Annotated in this window: 13 protein-coding genes and 1 pseudogene; 8 read left to right on the forward strand and 6 right to left on the reverse strand. The window is 71.1% G+C overall.

The annotated features are described in order from the left end of the window. Nucleotides 1-27: 27 nt before the first annotated feature. Nucleotides 28-2,175: an alpha-galactosidase gene (locus tag OG331_RS07860; protein WP_406193303.1), complete on the reverse strand. Its 2,148-nt coding sequence runs from the start codon at nt 2,173-2,175 to the stop codon at nt 28-30. Nucleotides 2,176-2,292: 117 nt separating this feature from the next. On the opposite strand from OG331_RS07860, the gene OG331_RS07865 reads away from it, so the two are divergent. Both OG331_RS07865 and OG331_RS07870 read left to right on the forward strand, forming a co-directional pair. Beyond that, nucleotides 2,293-3,330, forward strand: coding sequence for a LacI family DNA-binding transcriptional regulator (locus tag OG331_RS07865; protein WP_406193306.1), 1,038 nt, complete (start codon nt 2,293-2,295; stop codon nt 3,328-3,330). A 104-nt stretch (nt 3,331-3,434) separates the two neighbouring features. After that, the gene (locus OG331_RS07870) at nt 3,435-5,912 is read left to right on the forward strand and encodes a CBM35 domain-containing protein (protein WP_406193309.1); all 2,478 of its coding nucleotides are present in this window, start codon (nt 3,435-3,437) and stop codon (nt 5,910-5,912) included. A gap of 22 nt (nt 5,913-5,934) precedes the next feature. Here OG331_RS07870 and OG331_RS07875 read toward each other — a convergent pair. After that, nucleotides 5,935-6,021 (reverse strand): annotated as a pseudogene (locus tag OG331_RS07875) (ABC transporter ATP-binding protein); the annotation flags it as partial. A gap of 97 nt (nt 6,022-6,118) precedes the next feature. Here OG331_RS07875 and OG331_RS07880 point away from each other — a divergent pair. Next, nucleotides 6,119-7,006: a Gfo/Idh/MocA family protein gene (locus OG331_RS07880; protein WP_406193312.1), complete on the forward strand. Its 888-nt coding sequence runs from the start codon at nt 6,119-6,121 to the stop codon at nt 7,004-7,006. Between the two features lie 70 nt (nt 7,007-7,076). Here OG331_RS07880 and OG331_RS07885 read toward each other — a convergent pair whose 3' ends face one another. Then, nucleotides 7,077-7,838 carry an SDR family NAD(P)-dependent oxidoreductase gene (locus OG331_RS07885; RefSeq protein WP_406193315.1) on the reverse strand — a complete coding sequence of 254 codons (762 nt, stop codon included), beginning with the start codon at nt 7,836-7,838 and terminating at the stop codon, nt 7,077-7,079. Between the two features lie 148 nt (nt 7,839-7,986). On the opposite strand from OG331_RS07885, the gene OG331_RS07890 reads away from it, so the two are divergent. Continuing rightward, a complete protein-coding gene (locus tag OG331_RS07890; protein ID WP_406193318.1) occupies nt 7,987-8,892 on the forward strand; it encodes an AraC family transcriptional regulator N-terminal domain-containing protein in 906 nt (301 codons plus the stop codon). Nucleotides 8,893-8,929: 37 nt separating this feature from the next. On the opposite strand, the gene OG331_RS07895 is transcribed toward OG331_RS07890, so the two are convergent. Beyond that, entirely contained in the window at nt 8,930-9,367 is a 438-nt protein-coding gene (locus tag OG331_RS07895; protein ID WP_406193321.1) for a hypothetical protein, read from the reverse strand. 164 nt (nt 9,368-9,531) lie between these two features. Here OG331_RS07895 and OG331_RS07900 point away from each other — a divergent pair, with 164 nt between their 5' ends. Continuing rightward, nucleotides 9,532-9,897 carry a peptidase inhibitor family I36 protein gene (locus OG331_RS07900; RefSeq protein WP_362386474.1) on the forward strand — a complete coding sequence of 122 codons (366 nt, stop codon included), beginning with the start codon at nt 9,532-9,534 and terminating at the stop codon, nt 9,895-9,897. 101 nt (nt 9,898-9,998) lie between these two features. Here OG331_RS07900 and OG331_RS07905 read toward each other — a convergent pair whose 3' ends face one another. Next, nucleotides 9,999-10,895 carry a GNAT family N-acetyltransferase gene (locus tag OG331_RS07905; RefSeq protein ID WP_406193324.1) on the reverse strand — a complete coding sequence of 299 codons (897 nt, stop codon included), beginning with the start codon at nt 10,893-10,895 and terminating at the stop codon, nt 9,999-10,001. Nucleotides 10,896-11,370: 475 nt separating this feature from the next. Between OG331_RS07905 and OG331_RS07910 the strand changes: the two genes are divergently transcribed. Together OG331_RS07910 and OG331_RS07915 are read left to right on the forward strand one after the other, a co-directional pair. Next, on the forward strand, nt 11,371-12,579 hold the full coding sequence (locus OG331_RS07910) for a beta-1,3-glucanase family protein (RefSeq protein WP_406193327.1): 1,209 nt from the start codon (nt 11,371-11,373) through the stop codon (nt 12,577-12,579). 130 nt (nt 12,580-12,709) lie between these two features. Further along, the gene (locus OG331_RS07915; protein ID WP_328430330.1) at nt 12,710-12,916 is read left to right on the forward strand and encodes a hypothetical protein; all 207 of its coding nucleotides are present in this window, start codon (nt 12,710-12,712) and stop codon (nt 12,914-12,916) included. 86 nt (nt 12,917-13,002) lie between these two features. On the opposite strand, the gene OG331_RS07920 is transcribed toward OG331_RS07915, so the two are convergent. Further along, complete coding sequence (locus OG331_RS07920; protein WP_406193330.1) at nt 13,003-14,142, reverse strand: sulfite oxidase; 1,140 nt, start codon at nt 14,140-14,142, stop codon at nt 13,003-13,005. A 211-nt stretch (nt 14,143-14,353) separates the two neighbouring features. On the opposite strand from OG331_RS07920, the gene sthA reads away from it, so the two are divergent. Further along, entirely contained in the window at nt 14,354-15,757 is a 1,404-nt protein-coding gene (sthA, locus tag OG331_RS07925; RefSeq protein ID WP_406193333.1) for a Si-specific NAD(P)(+) transhydrogenase, read from the forward strand. Nucleotides 15,758-15,766 lie beyond the last annotated feature (9 nt).

Consider the following 15,766-nt stretch of genomic DNA (forward strand, 5'->3'; position numbering starts at 1 on the left):
GTTGTTATATCTCCGTTGTCTTGCAGGTCATCGCGGCATTGCCGGTCGGGCGACGAGGCGGACCAGGAGAACGGCCGGCGTCCACGGCAGCGACACCCGCAGCCCGCACGGGCTCCGGACGGCCGAGCCGGGGGACACGGAGGACGGGTGCAGGATCTCCGCGCTGACCTCTCTCCCCGCCAAGTGCCCTACCGGCAGGCTCAGTTCGGGATCGCCGCCGCGTCGCCACACCAGGACGTACGACGTGCGGTCGTCGGGCGTCCGCATCCCAAGCGCCAGCCACTCGTCGGTCCACCCGGGCAGCCCGAGCGGCCAGAACGGCACCGCCCGCGCCAGGTCCGGGCGGATCGCCTTGTATGTGGCCACCGCGTCTCGTACGAGGGCGAGTTGGCGCTGCGACATGCGGTCCAGGTGGCCCGACAGATGGATCCGGCCGAGCAGGGCACCGCCGAGCGTGAAGGCGATCAGGTCGTCGTCGAAGCCGGGCTGCGGGTACGCCCAGACAGCGCCCTGTTCGGGCGGTACGGCGGTCGGTGCGGCGGCAGCGATGGGCGGGTAGCGCAGGGGGTCCTGCTGGTCGCTGGTGGACTGGAGCTGGGTGACGGCCAGTGTGGCGCCGTCCATCCGCATGCCGCCCGAGGCGCAGTTCTCGATCACCAGGTGCGGGTGACGGTCCAGCACCTCGGAGAGCCAGTCCAGGTAGGCCTGGGCGTGGCCCAGCAGCCCGGCTCCTGGGGCGAGGTCGCCGGGGGCGAGGGTTCCGGGATCGATCACGATGTTGTAGTCCAGCTTGAGGTAGCCCACGCCCCAGTCGCCGACGATGCGATCCACGGTCCCGTCGAGGTGCGCGCGGGCCGCAGGATGGCGCAGGTCGAGCTGGTGGCGGCCCTGTTCGGTGAGGCGTATGCCGTCGCGCTGGAAGAAGGCGTCCGGCGGGAGCGCGGCGGCGACCGGGCTGCGTACGCCGACGACCTCGGGCTCCAGCCACAGCCCGGGCACCATGCCGCGCTCCCGGATCCGGTCCAGGACCGCCCGGATGCCGCCTTCGGGGAAGCGCCGCGGCGAGGGCTGCCAGTCGCCGACGCTGTCCCACCAGCTGCCGTCCGCCGAGTCGTCGTACCAGCCGGCGTCCACGCAGAAGTACTCCGCGCCCGCCCGAGCCGCCGCGTCGATGAGCGGCAGCAGCTTCTCGGTGGTCGGGTCGCCCATGAGGGTGTTCATGTAGTCGTTGAAGACAACCGGCAGTGCGGTGTGGTCGGGGTGCGGACGGCGTACTGCGCGGCGGTACGAGGTCAGCGCGCCCATGGCCGCGTCGAACCCGGCATCGACGGCCAGCACGCCCGCCACGCCGGTGAACTGCTCGCCCGGCGCGAGCCGGACCCGCCACTGGTGCTCCGCGTCCGTGGGGCCGTTCAGCGCCAGATGGGTGCCCCGCGCGCTCTCGCCCAGGTCCCAGCGCCAGCCGGCCGGTGACTCGATCTGCCACAGCCAGGTCCGGCCGCTCGCCCGCTCCGTCAGCGCCCCCATCGGCAGGTGACCGTCGGTGGGCCAACTGCCGCGTCCCACCAGGGCGAGGGCGGCGCGGCTGTCGTGCTGGTGGACGTCGACGTTGATGTCGGCGACGCGGGCGCGCAGCGGCTCGGTGTACCAACGGCACTCCGCGAGCCAGTCGTTGCGCGCCCGGAGCACGTCGAGGTCATCCGGTGCGGGCAGGCCGCCGACGAGGAGGCTGCTGAGGGACTGGACGACGAGGGGCTCGGGGCCGTCGTTGCGGAGCCGAACTCGGGAGCGGAGCACCGGCACCGCGCGGGGGGACGTCAGCTCGACGAACGCCGTCAAGCCGGTGTCCGGGTCATGGAGTTCGACGGTCAGCCGGTCCAGGTCGCCCCGGCTGCCGGTGCGGTGTCCCCGGTACGTCAGGCGCGCACCGAGGGCTGTACCGGTGAAGCGCGGGCCGGACCAGCCGCTGCCGTGCCCCAGGGCAGTCAACTCGACGAGGGGGAGGGCGGATTCCGGGTCGGCGAGGCCCGCCTCTCCCGGCCGGTCCAGTCCGACGAGCCGCAGCGTTCCGTCCGCGGCGACGGCGAACTCGGCCCGCAGCGCCGAGTGGCCCCAACTGAACGCGTCACGTGGGTGGTTGGCACTGTCCTGCGCCACATCAGCCGTACCGGTCAAGGTGCCTCCCTCTCCCGGCCCCGCCCTTCCCACACCGCCGGAAGGGGCCGCGTCCGTCGCATGAATCCCTCGTTGCGGTCTCTTGACGACCCCTGTGTGACCGGTCACAATCCTGACATGAATGTGACCGGTCACACAAGGCGTCCGGCGAGCATCAGGGACGTCGCGACCGCCGCCGGCGTCTCGTACCAGACCGTCTCCCGGGTGATCAACCGCCACCCCAGCGTCAAGCCGGCCACCCGGGACCGGGTGCTCGCCGCCATCGACGAACTGGGGTTCCGGCGCAACGCCACCGCGCTCGCCCTGGCCAGCGGGCGCAGCAGGGCCGTCACCGTGCTCACCGCGAACACCACGCACTACGGCCATGCGTCGATCCTCCGGGGCGTCGAGGAGGCCGCTCGCGCGGCGTCGTACGCGGTCGGGATCGGCGTCCTGGAGTCGGCGGAGGAGGCCGCGGTCGCCGCGCAGGTGCAGCGGGCCGCGGACGCGGGCGGCGGACTGATCGTGATCGCGTACGATCCGGCCGGTGTGAAGGCGCTCGGCGCCGTCCCCGCCGAGCTGCCGGTCGTCGGCGTGGTCGAGACCCCGGCGAGGCCGCCCGCCGCGGGCCGCCCCTGGGTCTGGACCGACGACCGCGAGGCCGCATACGAGGCCACGCGTCATCTGCTCTCCCTGGGGCACGAGACCGTGCACTACGTCGCCATCCCGTCCAGCACCCGGCGCACCAGCGCCCGCACCGGCGGCTGGCGTCAGGCGCTGCGCGAGGCCGGGGCGCCCGAACCCCCCGCGGTTCAGGGCAGTTGGGGGCCGGCCGGCGGCCACGCGGCGGGGCGACGGCTCGCGCAGGACCCGGCCGTCTCGGCGATCCTGTGCGGCAACGACGACCTCGCGCTCGGGGTGCTGCGCGCCCTGCACGAGGCCGGCCGCTCCGTCCCCGGCGAGGTCAGCGTGGCCGGGTTCGACGACGCCCCGCACTCCGCGTATCTGACGCCGTCCCTGACGACCGTACGCCTGGACTTCACCGGCCTGGGACGGGCCGCGTTCGCCCTGCTGCACGGAGTGCTGGAGGAGGCCGCGCAGATCGCCCCGCACCCCGTGTCCGCACCCGAGCTGGTGGTCCGGGAGAGCTCGGGCCCGCCGCCTGTTGCTGCCTGAACCCCCACTCCCACCCTCGCACGAACCCACACCGGCTCCGCACCAGGTTCCGAACCCGACTCCGCGTAACCACCCTGAATTCAGCCGCACTTGGAGCCGCCACCATGGCAGCCACTCTTCCCGCGACGGGCCCCGCGACCGCTGCCGACGCCGACCCGCAGCGTCTCACCGTCGACCTTTCCGCCTCCGAAGGGCCGGTGATGCTCGGCGCCAACGGCGCGCTGTACGGGCTCAGCGACGACGGGGTGCCCAGCGACGCCGTGCTGGAGCCCCTGAAGGTCACCAGCGTCTCCCAGAAGCCGGAGGGCGGTGCCCAGCATCCCAACGGCGACGCGCTCACCGTCTCCAAGTCGTTCTTCCGCAACGGCGGCGGTGAGGTCCTGGTGATGATGCAGGACGTCTACGCCATGTGGCCGTACGAGGATCTCGGCATCGACGACTACCTCCCCAAGGTCGACGAGATCGTCAGGGAGGTGGCGGCGGACCCGCACAGCGACCGGTTCGTCTACATCCCGTTCAACGAGCCCGACCAGATCTGGTACCAGCTCGGCGTCCTGGACCAACCCCGGTACGAGGCGAACCGGGACCGGTTCTTCCAGGACTGGAAGACGGTGTACCAGCGGATCCGCGCGATCGACCCGGACGCGAGGATCGCGGGGCCGAACGAAGCCGCGTACCACACGCGCCTGTTGCGGGACTTCCTCGCCTTCGCCAAGCGGGAGAACGTCCTGCCGCAGGTGATGACCTGGCACGAGCTGGACTCCGGATCGCTGCGCGACTTCCAGGCGCACTTCGACAACTACCGTGCCCTGGAGCGGGAATTGGGCATCCGGCCCCTCAGGATCAACATCGACGAGTACGCCAACCGCCGCGATCTGTCGGTGCCCGGCCAACTCGTGCAGTGGGTCTCCATGTTCGAGCGGAACAAGGTGTACGCGAACATGGCCTACTGGGACGCGGCAGGCAACCTCAGCGGGCATGTCGTACGCTCCAACATCCCCAACGGCGGCTGGTGGTTCTTCCGCTGGTACGCCGGGCTGACCGGCGAGACGGTGAAGGTGACCCCGCCTCGGCCCGACACCATCGACACTCTGCAGGGCCTGGCCGCCCTGGACACCTCGCGGCGCCAGGCACAGGTCCTGCTCGGCGGCTCGGCGGGCGACTCCGACGTCGTGCTGGAGAACGTCCCCGGTGCCGTCTTCGGCCGCACGGTCACCGTCATCGTCGCCGAAGCAGGCTGGTCCGGCTACGAGGGGCGGCACGCGACGCCGCGGGTCCTCGCCCGCACGAAGGTGCAGGTGGCGGACGACGGCTCGGTGACCGTTCCGCTGCGCGGTATGCGGAAGATGTCCGCGTACCGGATCGTCCTGACGCCCGGCGGTTCGGGCACCCCCTCCCCCGCCTCCGTCCCCTGGTCGGCGTCGTACGAGGCCGAGGACGCGGCCATCACCGACGGCAAGGTCTGCACGCAGGGCACGGTCGGCAACGCCAACGGCTACGCGGCCTCCGGCACCAAGGACGTCGGTTCGCTCGACGCGGCCGGCAGCAAGGTCGACTTCAGGGTGACGGTCCCGGCGGACGGGACGTACGACCTGGCGATCCTGTACGGCAACCAGTCCGGCGGCCCCGCCACCCAGAAGCTGTCCGTCGACGGCATCGAGACGGCGACGGTCACCTGTCCGTCCACGCAGAACTGGGCCTACCGCGCCCAGAAGGACGTCACCGTCCGGCTCGACGCCGGGACCCGCACCCTGAGTCTGGCCAAGGGCGACGCCGAGGTCACCCTCGACCGCATCGACCTGACCGCCCGCGAGGGCGTGCCCTCCGCGTCGTACGAGGCCACGCTGGCGGACATCGGCGGGCAGCCCGTGTTCGACTACTCCTCCTCGGCGGGGGTGGGCACGGGCGCCCTCGTGCTGCGCTCCGGCGACAAGGCGGTCTTCGACGTGTACGCCCCGCGCGACGGCTACTTCACGGTGGTGCCGCGGGCGGCGGCGCCGGTGCGGCTCGCCCTGCACGGTGAGACGGTGACGGCGGCGCCGGGCCGGCCGCTGCGGCTGTACCTCGTCGCGGGCAACAACCGCGTCACCGTGACCGCACAGCACGCCGCCGTCCACGCCCTGGAGGTCTCGGGCTCCGGATCGACCTCCGGGACGCTCTCGTACGAGGCCGCATCCGCCGTCCTCAGGGGCGGGGCCGGGCTCGTCGACTCCGTCCACGCCTCCGGCGGCTCGTACGTCGGCCGACTCGGCAACAGCCCCGACAGCACTGCCGAGTTCACCGTGCGGGCGCCGAGTGCGGGCCGCTATCTGCTGGTCGCGCACTACGCGCACAACGACCGGCGGGACAACGGCCACGCCTACAACACGGACATCATGTCCCGCACGGCGGACATCACCGTGGGAGACGCGGCGCCGGTGAAGGTCACCTTCAAGAACACCTGGAGCTCGGACGACTACTGGACGGTGGGCCTCCCCGTGGAGCTGAGGAAGGGCTCCAACACGGTGACGTTCGGCAATGCGACGGCTTGGGCACCGGACATCGACCGGATCGAACTCGGCCGGGTGGTGGACGGCCGGTAGTCCGGCCGTCCTGGCGGGTCCGTCAGGCAACCTGCCCGCTGTGCAGTGCGGCATACGCCCAGTTCCGGCGCAGGAGTTCCTCGTGGGTGCCGGTCTCCTGGACGAATCCCCGGTGCCGGCATCGCCCACGTAACCGCTTGTGCCGCCTCCGGGTTGGTGTGACACGCTCACCCCGATCGATCGACGGCATTGTGAGAGGCGGCGGCATGCGCATCGGACTGCTCGGCACCGGCCCGTGGGCCCAGCTGGCTCATGCTCCCGCCCTGAGCCGGCACACCGAACTGGACTTCGTGGGGGTGTGGGGCCGCCGTACGGCTCCCACCAAGGAGTTGGCCGACAGCTACGGCGTGCGCGCCTACGACGATGTCGACGCGCTGCTCGCCGACGTGGACGCCGTGGCCGTCGCCCTGCCTCCGGCCGTTCAGGCCGACCTGGCGGCGCGGGCGGCACGGGCGGGCTGCCATCTGCTGCTGGACAAGCCGCTCGCACCGACGGTGGAGCAGGCACGGGCGGTCGTCGAGGCGGTCGAGGAGGCCGGCGTGGCCTCGGTCGTCTTCTTCACCACCCGTTTCCAGCCGGAGACCGAGGCGTGGATCACCGAACAGGCGGCTGTGGAAGGCTGGTTCACGGGTCGGGCTGAGTGGCTCGGCGCGGTGTTCAGCGGTGACGGCAACCCGTTCGCGGATTCGCCGTGGCGGCAGGACAAGGGCGCGCTGTGGGACGTGGGTCCCCATGCCCTGTCCGTGCTGCTGCCGGTCCTGGGCGACGCCGGGCGGGTGACGGCGGCCGCACACGGGCCCGGCGACACAGTGCACCTGGTCCTCGACCACGCCGGCGGCGCGTCCAGCACCCTGGCCCTGAGCCTCACGGCGCCGGCCGCCGCGGCGGGAGCCACCGTGGAGCTGCGGGGCACGGCCGGTGTGACGCTGCTGCCGGAGAGCACCGAGAGCGCGGTGGCCGCCCTGCTCCGGGCCGCGGACGCCCTGCTGACCGCCTCCCGCACCGGCCGGCCGCACCCGTGCGACGCGGCGTTCGGCCTGCGGGTCACCGAGATCCTGGCGACGGCCGAGGCGTTGTTGAACGGCGACGTCTGACGGGTGGCGGCGGGTGGGCCCAGCCCCTGGAGGAGGCGGTGGGCCGGCGCCGGAGGCGGGTGGTGCAGCCCTAGAGGTTGTAGCCGCCCGACACCTCGATGTTCTGGGCGGTGACCCAGCGGCTCTCGTCGGAAACGAGCGTGGCGATCATCTTGCCGATGTCGTCGGGTTCGCCGACGCGGCCGAACGCGGTCTTCGCGGCGAGGGCGGGGACGACCTCGGGGAAGCGGGTGAAGGCGTCGTCGCCGAGGCGGGTGCGGGTCGCCCCGGGTGAGACCGCGTTGACCCGGATGCCACGGCCGCTGAACTCCTTGGCCATGTAGCGGGTCAGCACGTCCAGGCCGCCCTTCATGCCGGCGTACACCGAGTAGCCGGGTTCCAGGCCGGTGGCGGTGGACGCCGAGTTGCTGCTCGTGTTCACGATGGCGCCGCCGTCCGTGATCAGCGGCAACAACTTCTGCGTGAGGAAGTACGGGCCCTTGAGCAGAACCCGCATGAGCCTGTCGAACATCTCCTCGGTCGTGTCCTCGATCAGTGAGGTCTGCGCGAAGCCGGCGTTGTTCACCAGGTAGTCGAAGGAGTCGCGCTGCCAGGTGTCGCGCAGGACCCCGGCCACGGTGTCGCGGAACCCTTCGAAGGTGCCGGTCTCGCCGACGTCCAGCGGCAGCGCGACGGCCGTACCGCCCTCCTTCTCGATGACGGCGACGGTGTCCTTCCCTCCTTGCGGGTTGTTGCCGTAGGTCAGGATGACTCCGACTCCGCGCCTGGCGATCTCGATCGCGGCGCTCTGTCCGATGCCGGAGCTGGCGCCGGTGACGATGGCGACCTTCATGGTGGTCCTCCCGGGTACGGTCGTTTGGAGCTCGATGACTCCATTCAACCGACCTGACCTGCGGAAACGTTAGAACGATGCTCTCTCGTGCTTGCACGATCCTCGCGTTCCCGGGAGCCGGGGCACGCGAGGGTGCTGCAATGGAGGCATGCAGCTGGAAGAGCTCCGCACCCTGCTGGACCGGCACGTCCGGCCCGACTGGACGACCGCCGTCGACGGCGTCCTGATCTCCAAGGTCGACCGGCCGGATCCGCCGGCGCCCTCCATGTCGGGCACGGTGCTCGCGGTCATCGCCCAGGGCGCGAAACGTCTCGCGCTGGGCGACCGGGTTTTCGAGTACGGTCCCGGGCAGTACCTGATCGCATCCGTCGACCTGCCCGTCACCGGACAGTTCACCCAGGCCGACCCCGAGCAGCCGGCGCTGGGATTCGGGCTCGTCCTGGAACCGTCCGCCGTCGCCGAGCTGCTGCTGCGGGCCGGGCCCGCGGACACTCCGCGCACGACCGGAGGCGCGCCGTCGGGGATCGCCGTCAGCGACGCCTCGCCCGCCCTGCTCGACGCGGTGATCCGGCTGCTCCGCCTGCTCGACGAACCCCGCGACCGGGCCGTACTGGCTCCCCTGGTCAAGCGGGAGATCCTGTGGCGCGTCATCACGGGCGAGCAGGGCGCGACGGTGCGCCAGCTCGGCCTCGCCGACAGCAGTCTCAGCCATGTCTCGCGGGCCGTGCGCTGGATCCGCGAGCACTACGCGCAGCCCTTCCGGGTCGAGGACGTGGCCCGGATGTCCGGCATGAGCGTCTCCGCTTTCTACCGCAACTTCCAGGCGGTGACCGCGATGAGCCCCATCCAGTTCCAGAAACAGATCCGGCTCCAGGAGGCCAGGCTGCTGCTCGCCACCCACCCGGGCGACGTCACCGGAGTGGGGCACCGCGTCGGCTACGACAACCCGTCCCAGTTCAGCCGCGAGTACCGCCGCCGGTTCGGCGCCCCGCCCAGCCAGGACGCCGCCCGCCTGCGCGACGCGGTGCGCACTCCGGCAGGCGCCCTGCCCTGAACCTGCTGCCCAGGACCTGCTGGACCGGGTTCCGGCGCTAGATCGCGCAGCCGTTCGGGCCGGGCACGCCGTCGATCCAGTTGGTGCTGTTCTCGATGTAGTAGCTGGACACGATTCCGTACTTGTCCCAGCCCCGCGGCGAGACCATCACCCAGTACGGGTTGCCGCCGACCGTCTGGCCCGGGATCTGGCAGTACACGAGCACCTCGTCCCAGGAGTTGATCTGCCCGATGACCGTGGGGCAGTTCGAGGTGCTCGGCGAGGTGGCGCAATTGCCCTGGTTCATGTCGCGGACGTTGACCCCGTTCGCCCACACGCCGTACCAACCGCGGCCGTGCCCCTCGGCCGCGGCGCTCTGAGCGGTGGTGAACACGAGGGCGAGTGCTCCGGCAGCGGCGAGTGCCGCGGTCCTCTTGCGCATGACGTTCCTTTCGATGCCGTGGCGGGTCGGCTCGCGGGAGGGTCCCGCACTCATCGCCCCGCACTTTAGGCAGGCCCGAGAGCCCGTGATCCCAGACATCTGTCAGGGACCACGGGCTTTGAACCGGGCGCAATGCTTGGCCACTTGGAAGCGGCCGGGCCGACAACAGCCGCCCGGCGGTGACTGAGACGGAGGAAACGTTGAAGGCACGATTTCGCATGAGGGCCGGCGTGGGCGTGGCGGCACTGCTGATGACGGCGGCCACGGGTGTGGCTTCGGCGCCGTCGGCGTCGGCCGCCGTGGCGGACTGCCCCAGGGGATACGTCTGCGTCTGGAACAACGACGTGGCGTGGGGCGAGCCGACCTGGAAGTCGACGGGGAATCTGTACGACCTGCACTCGGAGCACGGGATGTACATCGTCAACAACGGTGTGCCCTACCCGGGCGCCGACCACATCCGGTTCAGCGTCACCGCCCCGGGCGGAAACTTCCAGGGGTGCCTGCACTACCCGAACGACCCCAACACCGACAACTTCGTGGGCCCCGTCACCCTGCACAGCGCGGTGTGGGGCGGCGAATGCTGATCTGACCGCCGACCGCTCGGGCGGCGCGGCGCCGGGCGGCCCGGACCTGAGATCAAGGTCCGGGCCGCCCGGTATCCCCTACGACTCGGGGCTGCTCCCCGCTACGGCCGGACCGCCACATCGAAGTTGATGCGCTCCTTGACCACGGGGAACCCTGCCTTGGCGAAGTTGCGGGCCATGGGGAAGTTGCCCTGGTCGGTCGCTCCGGAGACGAACTCCGCGCCCTGTTCGGCCAGGACGTGGGTGCACTCCGCGAGGAGGTCGTAGGCGTAGCCGTGGCCGCGCTGTTCCGGGACGACTCCGATGAAGCCGATCGTCGGGCCGGAGGGGTTGTGTGCCGGGATGTGGATGCCGGCCAACTCGCCCTCCGGGGTGTGCGCCACTTGCCACCACTCCCGCGGGGACGGGCACCAGTGGAAGAAGTCGAGCTCCTCCTGGGCGGCCTGGTCGAGGCCGCCCTCCGCGATGGCCCGCAGCGCGTGGGCGTCAAGGGTGACGGAGTGGATGCGGCGCAGTGCGTCGAAGAAGACGGCGTCATCGGGCTCGGCAACGAAGCGCAGCCGGCCGGGCCGTTCGGGCAGGCCGAGTTCCGGGGTCCAGCGGTACAGGAAGCGTTCCACCAGGAGTTCGTAGCCGGCCGCACGCGCGGCACCGAAGCGGGCCTCGGCCGCGGCCTTCAGGTCGGGCTTGTCCCGCCAGCCGCCGGGCAGGTTGATCTCGAGTTCGACCTGCCAGGGAGCGGAGCGCAGGAGTTCTGCGCCGGCCTCCTCCTCGCCCTCGGCCACGTCGAACCAGTTGATGTTGATGGGCTCCGAGTCGTCGGGGCCGCCCCACCAGGCGCCGCGAGCGACGACCGTGCCGTCGCGCAGGGCAACTCGCTTCCACTCGGGGCGGAAACTGGTTCGCCGGTGGCCCTCACGGGCGCCGAGCGGGTCGGGGTGTGCGTCGAAGAGATGGGCGTCGCTCGTCGAGAGCGCGCGGATGACCGGATCGGTCACGGATTCCTCCGGGATACAGGCTGCTTGGAGCGCTCCCGGTCAGATCACGCAAAACACGCCGGGGCAACGGAAAGGGAGCGCTGGAAAGGTGTGAACCGCACGGCACTCGCCTCCTTCCGTCCGTCTCAAGGCGTGGAGCCACACCGTATGTGATCTTCGCCGGGTCCGTCCATCGTTTTTTCAGACGGGTGCGCAGGGGTACCGAGAGCGCTCTCATAGAGTCTCTGACGCCTGCGGAGCTTAAGTGGGACTTAGGAGAGAGTTAAGCGGTCGTGGTCATTCCGTGGCTTTTCAAGTTCCCGCAGTTCAGAGGGCTTTGGTCACGATGCAGACCCGTTGGCGCTAGCGGCGGGCGTGCGTAGCATCGGGACCCATCGGTGGCGACCAGGCCCGGTTCGAGAGCGCTCTCAGACCTACGGGCCCCGTCACCACCGCAGCCCAAGTACCCGCACAAGTACTCCGGGAGACCCCCCACATGACACCCCGTCACCAGCGCACTCTCGGTCGACGCAGGCTCCTCTTCGCCCTCGGCGGCGCCGCGGTGGCCGTCCCCGCCATCGCCACCGTGGCTCCCCACGCCCTTGCGGGTACGCCCGCGAGCGGCGCCGCGCCTGCCGCGGCGGAGTCCATGCCGCTGACGATCGTCAACGACAGCGGCACCTTCGACAACGCGAACGTCCACGTCTACATCGTCGGCAACCAGGACGGCAGGCAGGTGCGCGTCACACCCGACGGCACCCTCGCGCCGATCGCCCTGTCGGACAACGGCCCCGACGGCTTCACCGACTACGCGATCAGCCTGTCCGGCGGCGGCGAGACCCGGCTGTCCCTCCCCCACATGTCCGGCCGGATCTATGTGTCGCTCGGCGCGAAGCTCAAGTTCAAGGCCGTCGCGGACGGCAACGGCAACGCGGCGCTGCAGTATCCCGCGGGCTGGGTGACGTCCGACCCGAACTACCCGGTGCTGCACGACTGCGCCGAGTTCACCTTCAACGCCGCCGGAATGTTCTGCAACACCACCATGGTCGACATGTTCAGCGTGCCGCTGAGCATCCGGCTGACCGGGGCCAAGGACCAGACGACCGGCAAGATGCGCGCCGGTGGACGCGCGGCCGCGTTCGCCGCCGTGCGCCAGGTCGAGGAGTTCGCGCCGCTCGTCGTGGACGACACGCGCATCATCGCCCCGGGCCACGGCCTGGACGCCGGACTGTTCGCCAAGGACTACTTCGCCCCGTCCATCGACGAGGTCTGGAGCACGTACACCGGGAGGGACCTCACCGTCACCACCAACGCGGGTACCTTCACGGGGCGGGTGCGCGGTGAGCGGTTCGCCTTCGACGGGCCCGCGCAGGTGTCCTTCGCCAAGCCGTCCACGCGGGACGTGCTGTTCTGCGACGGCAATCTCGCCGCCCCCAACGACGGCACGACCGGTCCCGTCGCCGCCGTCCTCGGCGCCGGCTTCAACCGCTCGACGCTGATCGGCCATCCCGCCCAGCCGACGACCGACGCCGCCGACTTCTACCGGACCGAGCTGACCAACCACTACGCCAAGGCCATGCACGCGGCCCACGAGGACGGCAAGGCGTACGGCTTCGCCTTCGACGACGTCGCCGATTTCGCCTCGTACATCCAGGACACGGCACCGACCGGGATCCGGCTGACACTCACGCCGTTCGAGGGCTGACGCGGGCCCGCGAGCAGGGGGGCTCCCGGCGGCTCCGGATGCAGGGTTTGCTCGGGCGTTGAATGGTGTTATCAGACCCGATGACCGCACCGGGCCCGAAGAAGTCACCCGGATCCGAGGAGCAGAGATGATGCCGACGTCCCAGCCCGAAGCGTCCGGGCCGTCCGGGGAGCGCGTCACCCCGGACGACCTGCTCCACGCCCGCACCGGCACGGATGTGTCGCCCGAGGACATAGTGCTTGCCTCAGGCAAGGACCTCACCCCGCGCAATCTGGAATGGGCCAAGCGCAAGCTGGCCGCCGAGGGTCCCTCCGCCCTCGACAAGCTGCTGCCCTAGCCTGACCGCCGGAATCCGCACGGGTCGCCCCCGGGTGTGCCACCGCGCCCGGGGCGGCCGCGTGCGGCCGGCCCGTGCCCGCAGCGTCACTGGCCGGACCCGTCCTCGCCCTCGTCCAGGCACAGCACCGGCACCCGCTGCACGAGGTTGTTCGCGAAGCCTCCGCGGTTCCAGGGCTGCTCCAGGGGCTGGGTGTGCCCGTCGGCGTCGGTGGCCCGGGCGCTCAGCACGTACTCGCCGGGGATCGCCGCCCATCTGTGCTGCCACCGGCGCCACGCCCAGCGATGCCCGTCCTCCGGCTCCAGTTCCGCCTCCTGCCAGGCCCGCCCCGCGTCCGCGCTGACCTCTACGCGCGTCACCGCGGCCCGCCCGGACCAGGCCCGCCCCTCCAGGGTCACGGTCCCGGGCCGGACCACGCGTGCCCTCGACATGAAGTCGGGGAAGCCCGGCGGGACGAGCAGGGCACGGGGAGCGATGCGGGTGACCGGCTCGCCCTCGTCCTCGGGGTGCCGGCGCAGCCGGTAGGCCACGGCCTGCTGGAACCCCGCGAACGGCTCGTCGACGACGGTGACCTCGCGCAGCCACTTCACGTGCGCCATGCCGTACCAGCCGGGCACCACCAGCCGGAGCGGGCGGCCGTGCTGCGGGGGCAGCGGGGCGCCGTTCATCGCGTACGCCACCAGCACCTCGGGATCGCCGCCCAGGGCCACATCGAGGGGCAGCGCGCGCTCGTAGTCCTGCTCGACGCCGCGCTCGACCCCGTGATCGGCGCCGGTGAAGACGACCTCGACCGCGTCGGGCTCGATATCGGCCTCGGCGAGCAGCAGCCGCAGTGGCACGCCGGTCCACTCGGCGGTGCCGACCGCCTCGACGAGCCAGGGCTGGCTCACCGGCCGGGGCGTCAGCAGAGCCCGGCCGTTGCCCGCGCACTCCAGCGTGACCCGGGTGGTGACCTGCGGGAACGTACGAAGGTCGGCCAGGCTCAGACGCAGTGGGCGGCCGACCAGGCCGCCGAGGGCCAGATGCCAGGCGGTGTCGTCGGGGACGTACGGGATGTCGTAGTGGGTCAGGACGTAGTGCAGTCCGGGCGGGGTGATGTCGTGGCGCAGGGCTTCGAGCGGCAGGCCGTGGTTGCGGGCCGCGAGCGCCAGTTCGTCCCGGCCGATGCCCTCCTCGGGGGCGGCCAGCCGGGCCGGTGCGCTCGCGTCGACGAGTCGATGCCCCATATCTGCATTATCGACCCTTGGCGGGCATTTCCGCGTCGGGGCCGGCATCCTCTCCCGGCGGTGGGCGGGCCTTGCGGTATCAGCAAGGTGCCGGCACAACTCCCCTGGCTCCCACGTCACTTCACATCATGCGCTCCTCCGGCACTTCAGATCGTCAAAGGTTTCCGGCTCACCCTTTCGAAGGGGTCTCGCGGCTGCCAGACTCCTGAAGGTGCCCGACTTCGACATGCTCGTCATCGGATCCGGCCCGGGTGGCCAGAAGGCGGCCATCGCCGCGGCCAAGCTCGGCCGCCGGGTCGCCGTCGTCGACCGCCCCGACATGGTCGGCGGCGTCTCCATCCACACCGGGACCATCCCCTCCAAGACCCTGCGCGAGGCCGTGCTCTACCTGACCGGCCTCACCCAGCGCGATCTGTACGGCCAGAGCTATCGACTCAAGGAGGACATCACCGTCTCCGACCTGACCGCCCGCACCCAGCACGTGGTCGGCCGTGAGGTGGACGTCATCCGCAGCCAGTTGTCCCGCAACCACGTCGCCCTGTACGCCGGAACCGGGCGCTTCGTCGATCCGCACACCGTCGCCCTGCGCGAGGTCACCGGCCAGGAACGGCTGCTGACCGCCGAGCACGTCGTCATCGCCACCGGCACCCGGCCCGCGCGGCCCGCCAGTGTGGAGTTCGACGGACGGACGATCCTGGACTCGGACAACGTCCTGGCGCTCGAGCGAGTGCCGCGCTCCATGGTGATCGTGGGTGCCGGGGTGATCGGCATGGAGTACGCCTCGATGTTCGCCGCCCTCGGCAGCAAGATCACCGTGGTGGAGAAGCGTGCCGGGATGCTCGACATGTGCGACGTCGAGGTGATCGAGTCGCTCAAGTACCACCTGCGGGACCTCGCCGTGACGTTCCGCTTCGGCGAGACGGTCGCCGCGGTCGAACGGCACTCCCGCGGGACCCTGACCGTCCTGGAGAGCGGGAAGAAGATCCCCGCGGACGCGGTGATGTACTCGGCGGGCCGGCAAGGCCTGACCGACGAACTGGACCTGGACAAGGCCGGGCTGACCGCGGACCCGCGCGGCCGGATCACGGTCGACGAGCACTACCGCACCGAGGTGCCGCACATCTACGCCGTCGGCGACGTGATCGGCTTCCCCGCGCTGGCCGCGACGTCGATGGAGCAGGGGCGGTCGGCGGCGTACCACGCCTGCGGGGAGCCCGTCGGCCGGATGCACAACCTCCAGCCGATCGGCATCTACACCATCCCGGAGATCAGCTTCGTGGGACGGACCGAGGATCAGCTCACCGAGGACCGGGTGCCGTTCGAGGTCGGCATCTCCCGCTACCGCGAACTGGCCCGCGGGCAGATCATCGGCGACTCGCACGGCATGCTGAAGCTGCTGGTCTCCCCCGAGGACCGCACGCTGCTCGGTGTGCACTGCTTCGGTACCGGGGCGACGGAGCTCATCCACATCGGGCAGTCGGTGATGGGGTGCGGCGGAACCGTCGACTATCTGGTCGACGCGGTGTTCAACTACCCGACGCTCGCGGAGTCGTACAAGGTCGCCGCGCTCGACGCCACGAACAGGCTGCGGCAGATCGACCGGATCGCGGACTGAGCCTCCCGG

It is taken from the genome of Streptomyces sp. NBC_01017, assembly GCF_045162795.1.
GTDB classification, from domain to species: domain Bacteria; phylum Actinomycetota; class Actinomycetes; order Streptomycetales; family Streptomycetaceae; genus Streptomyces; species Streptomyces machairae.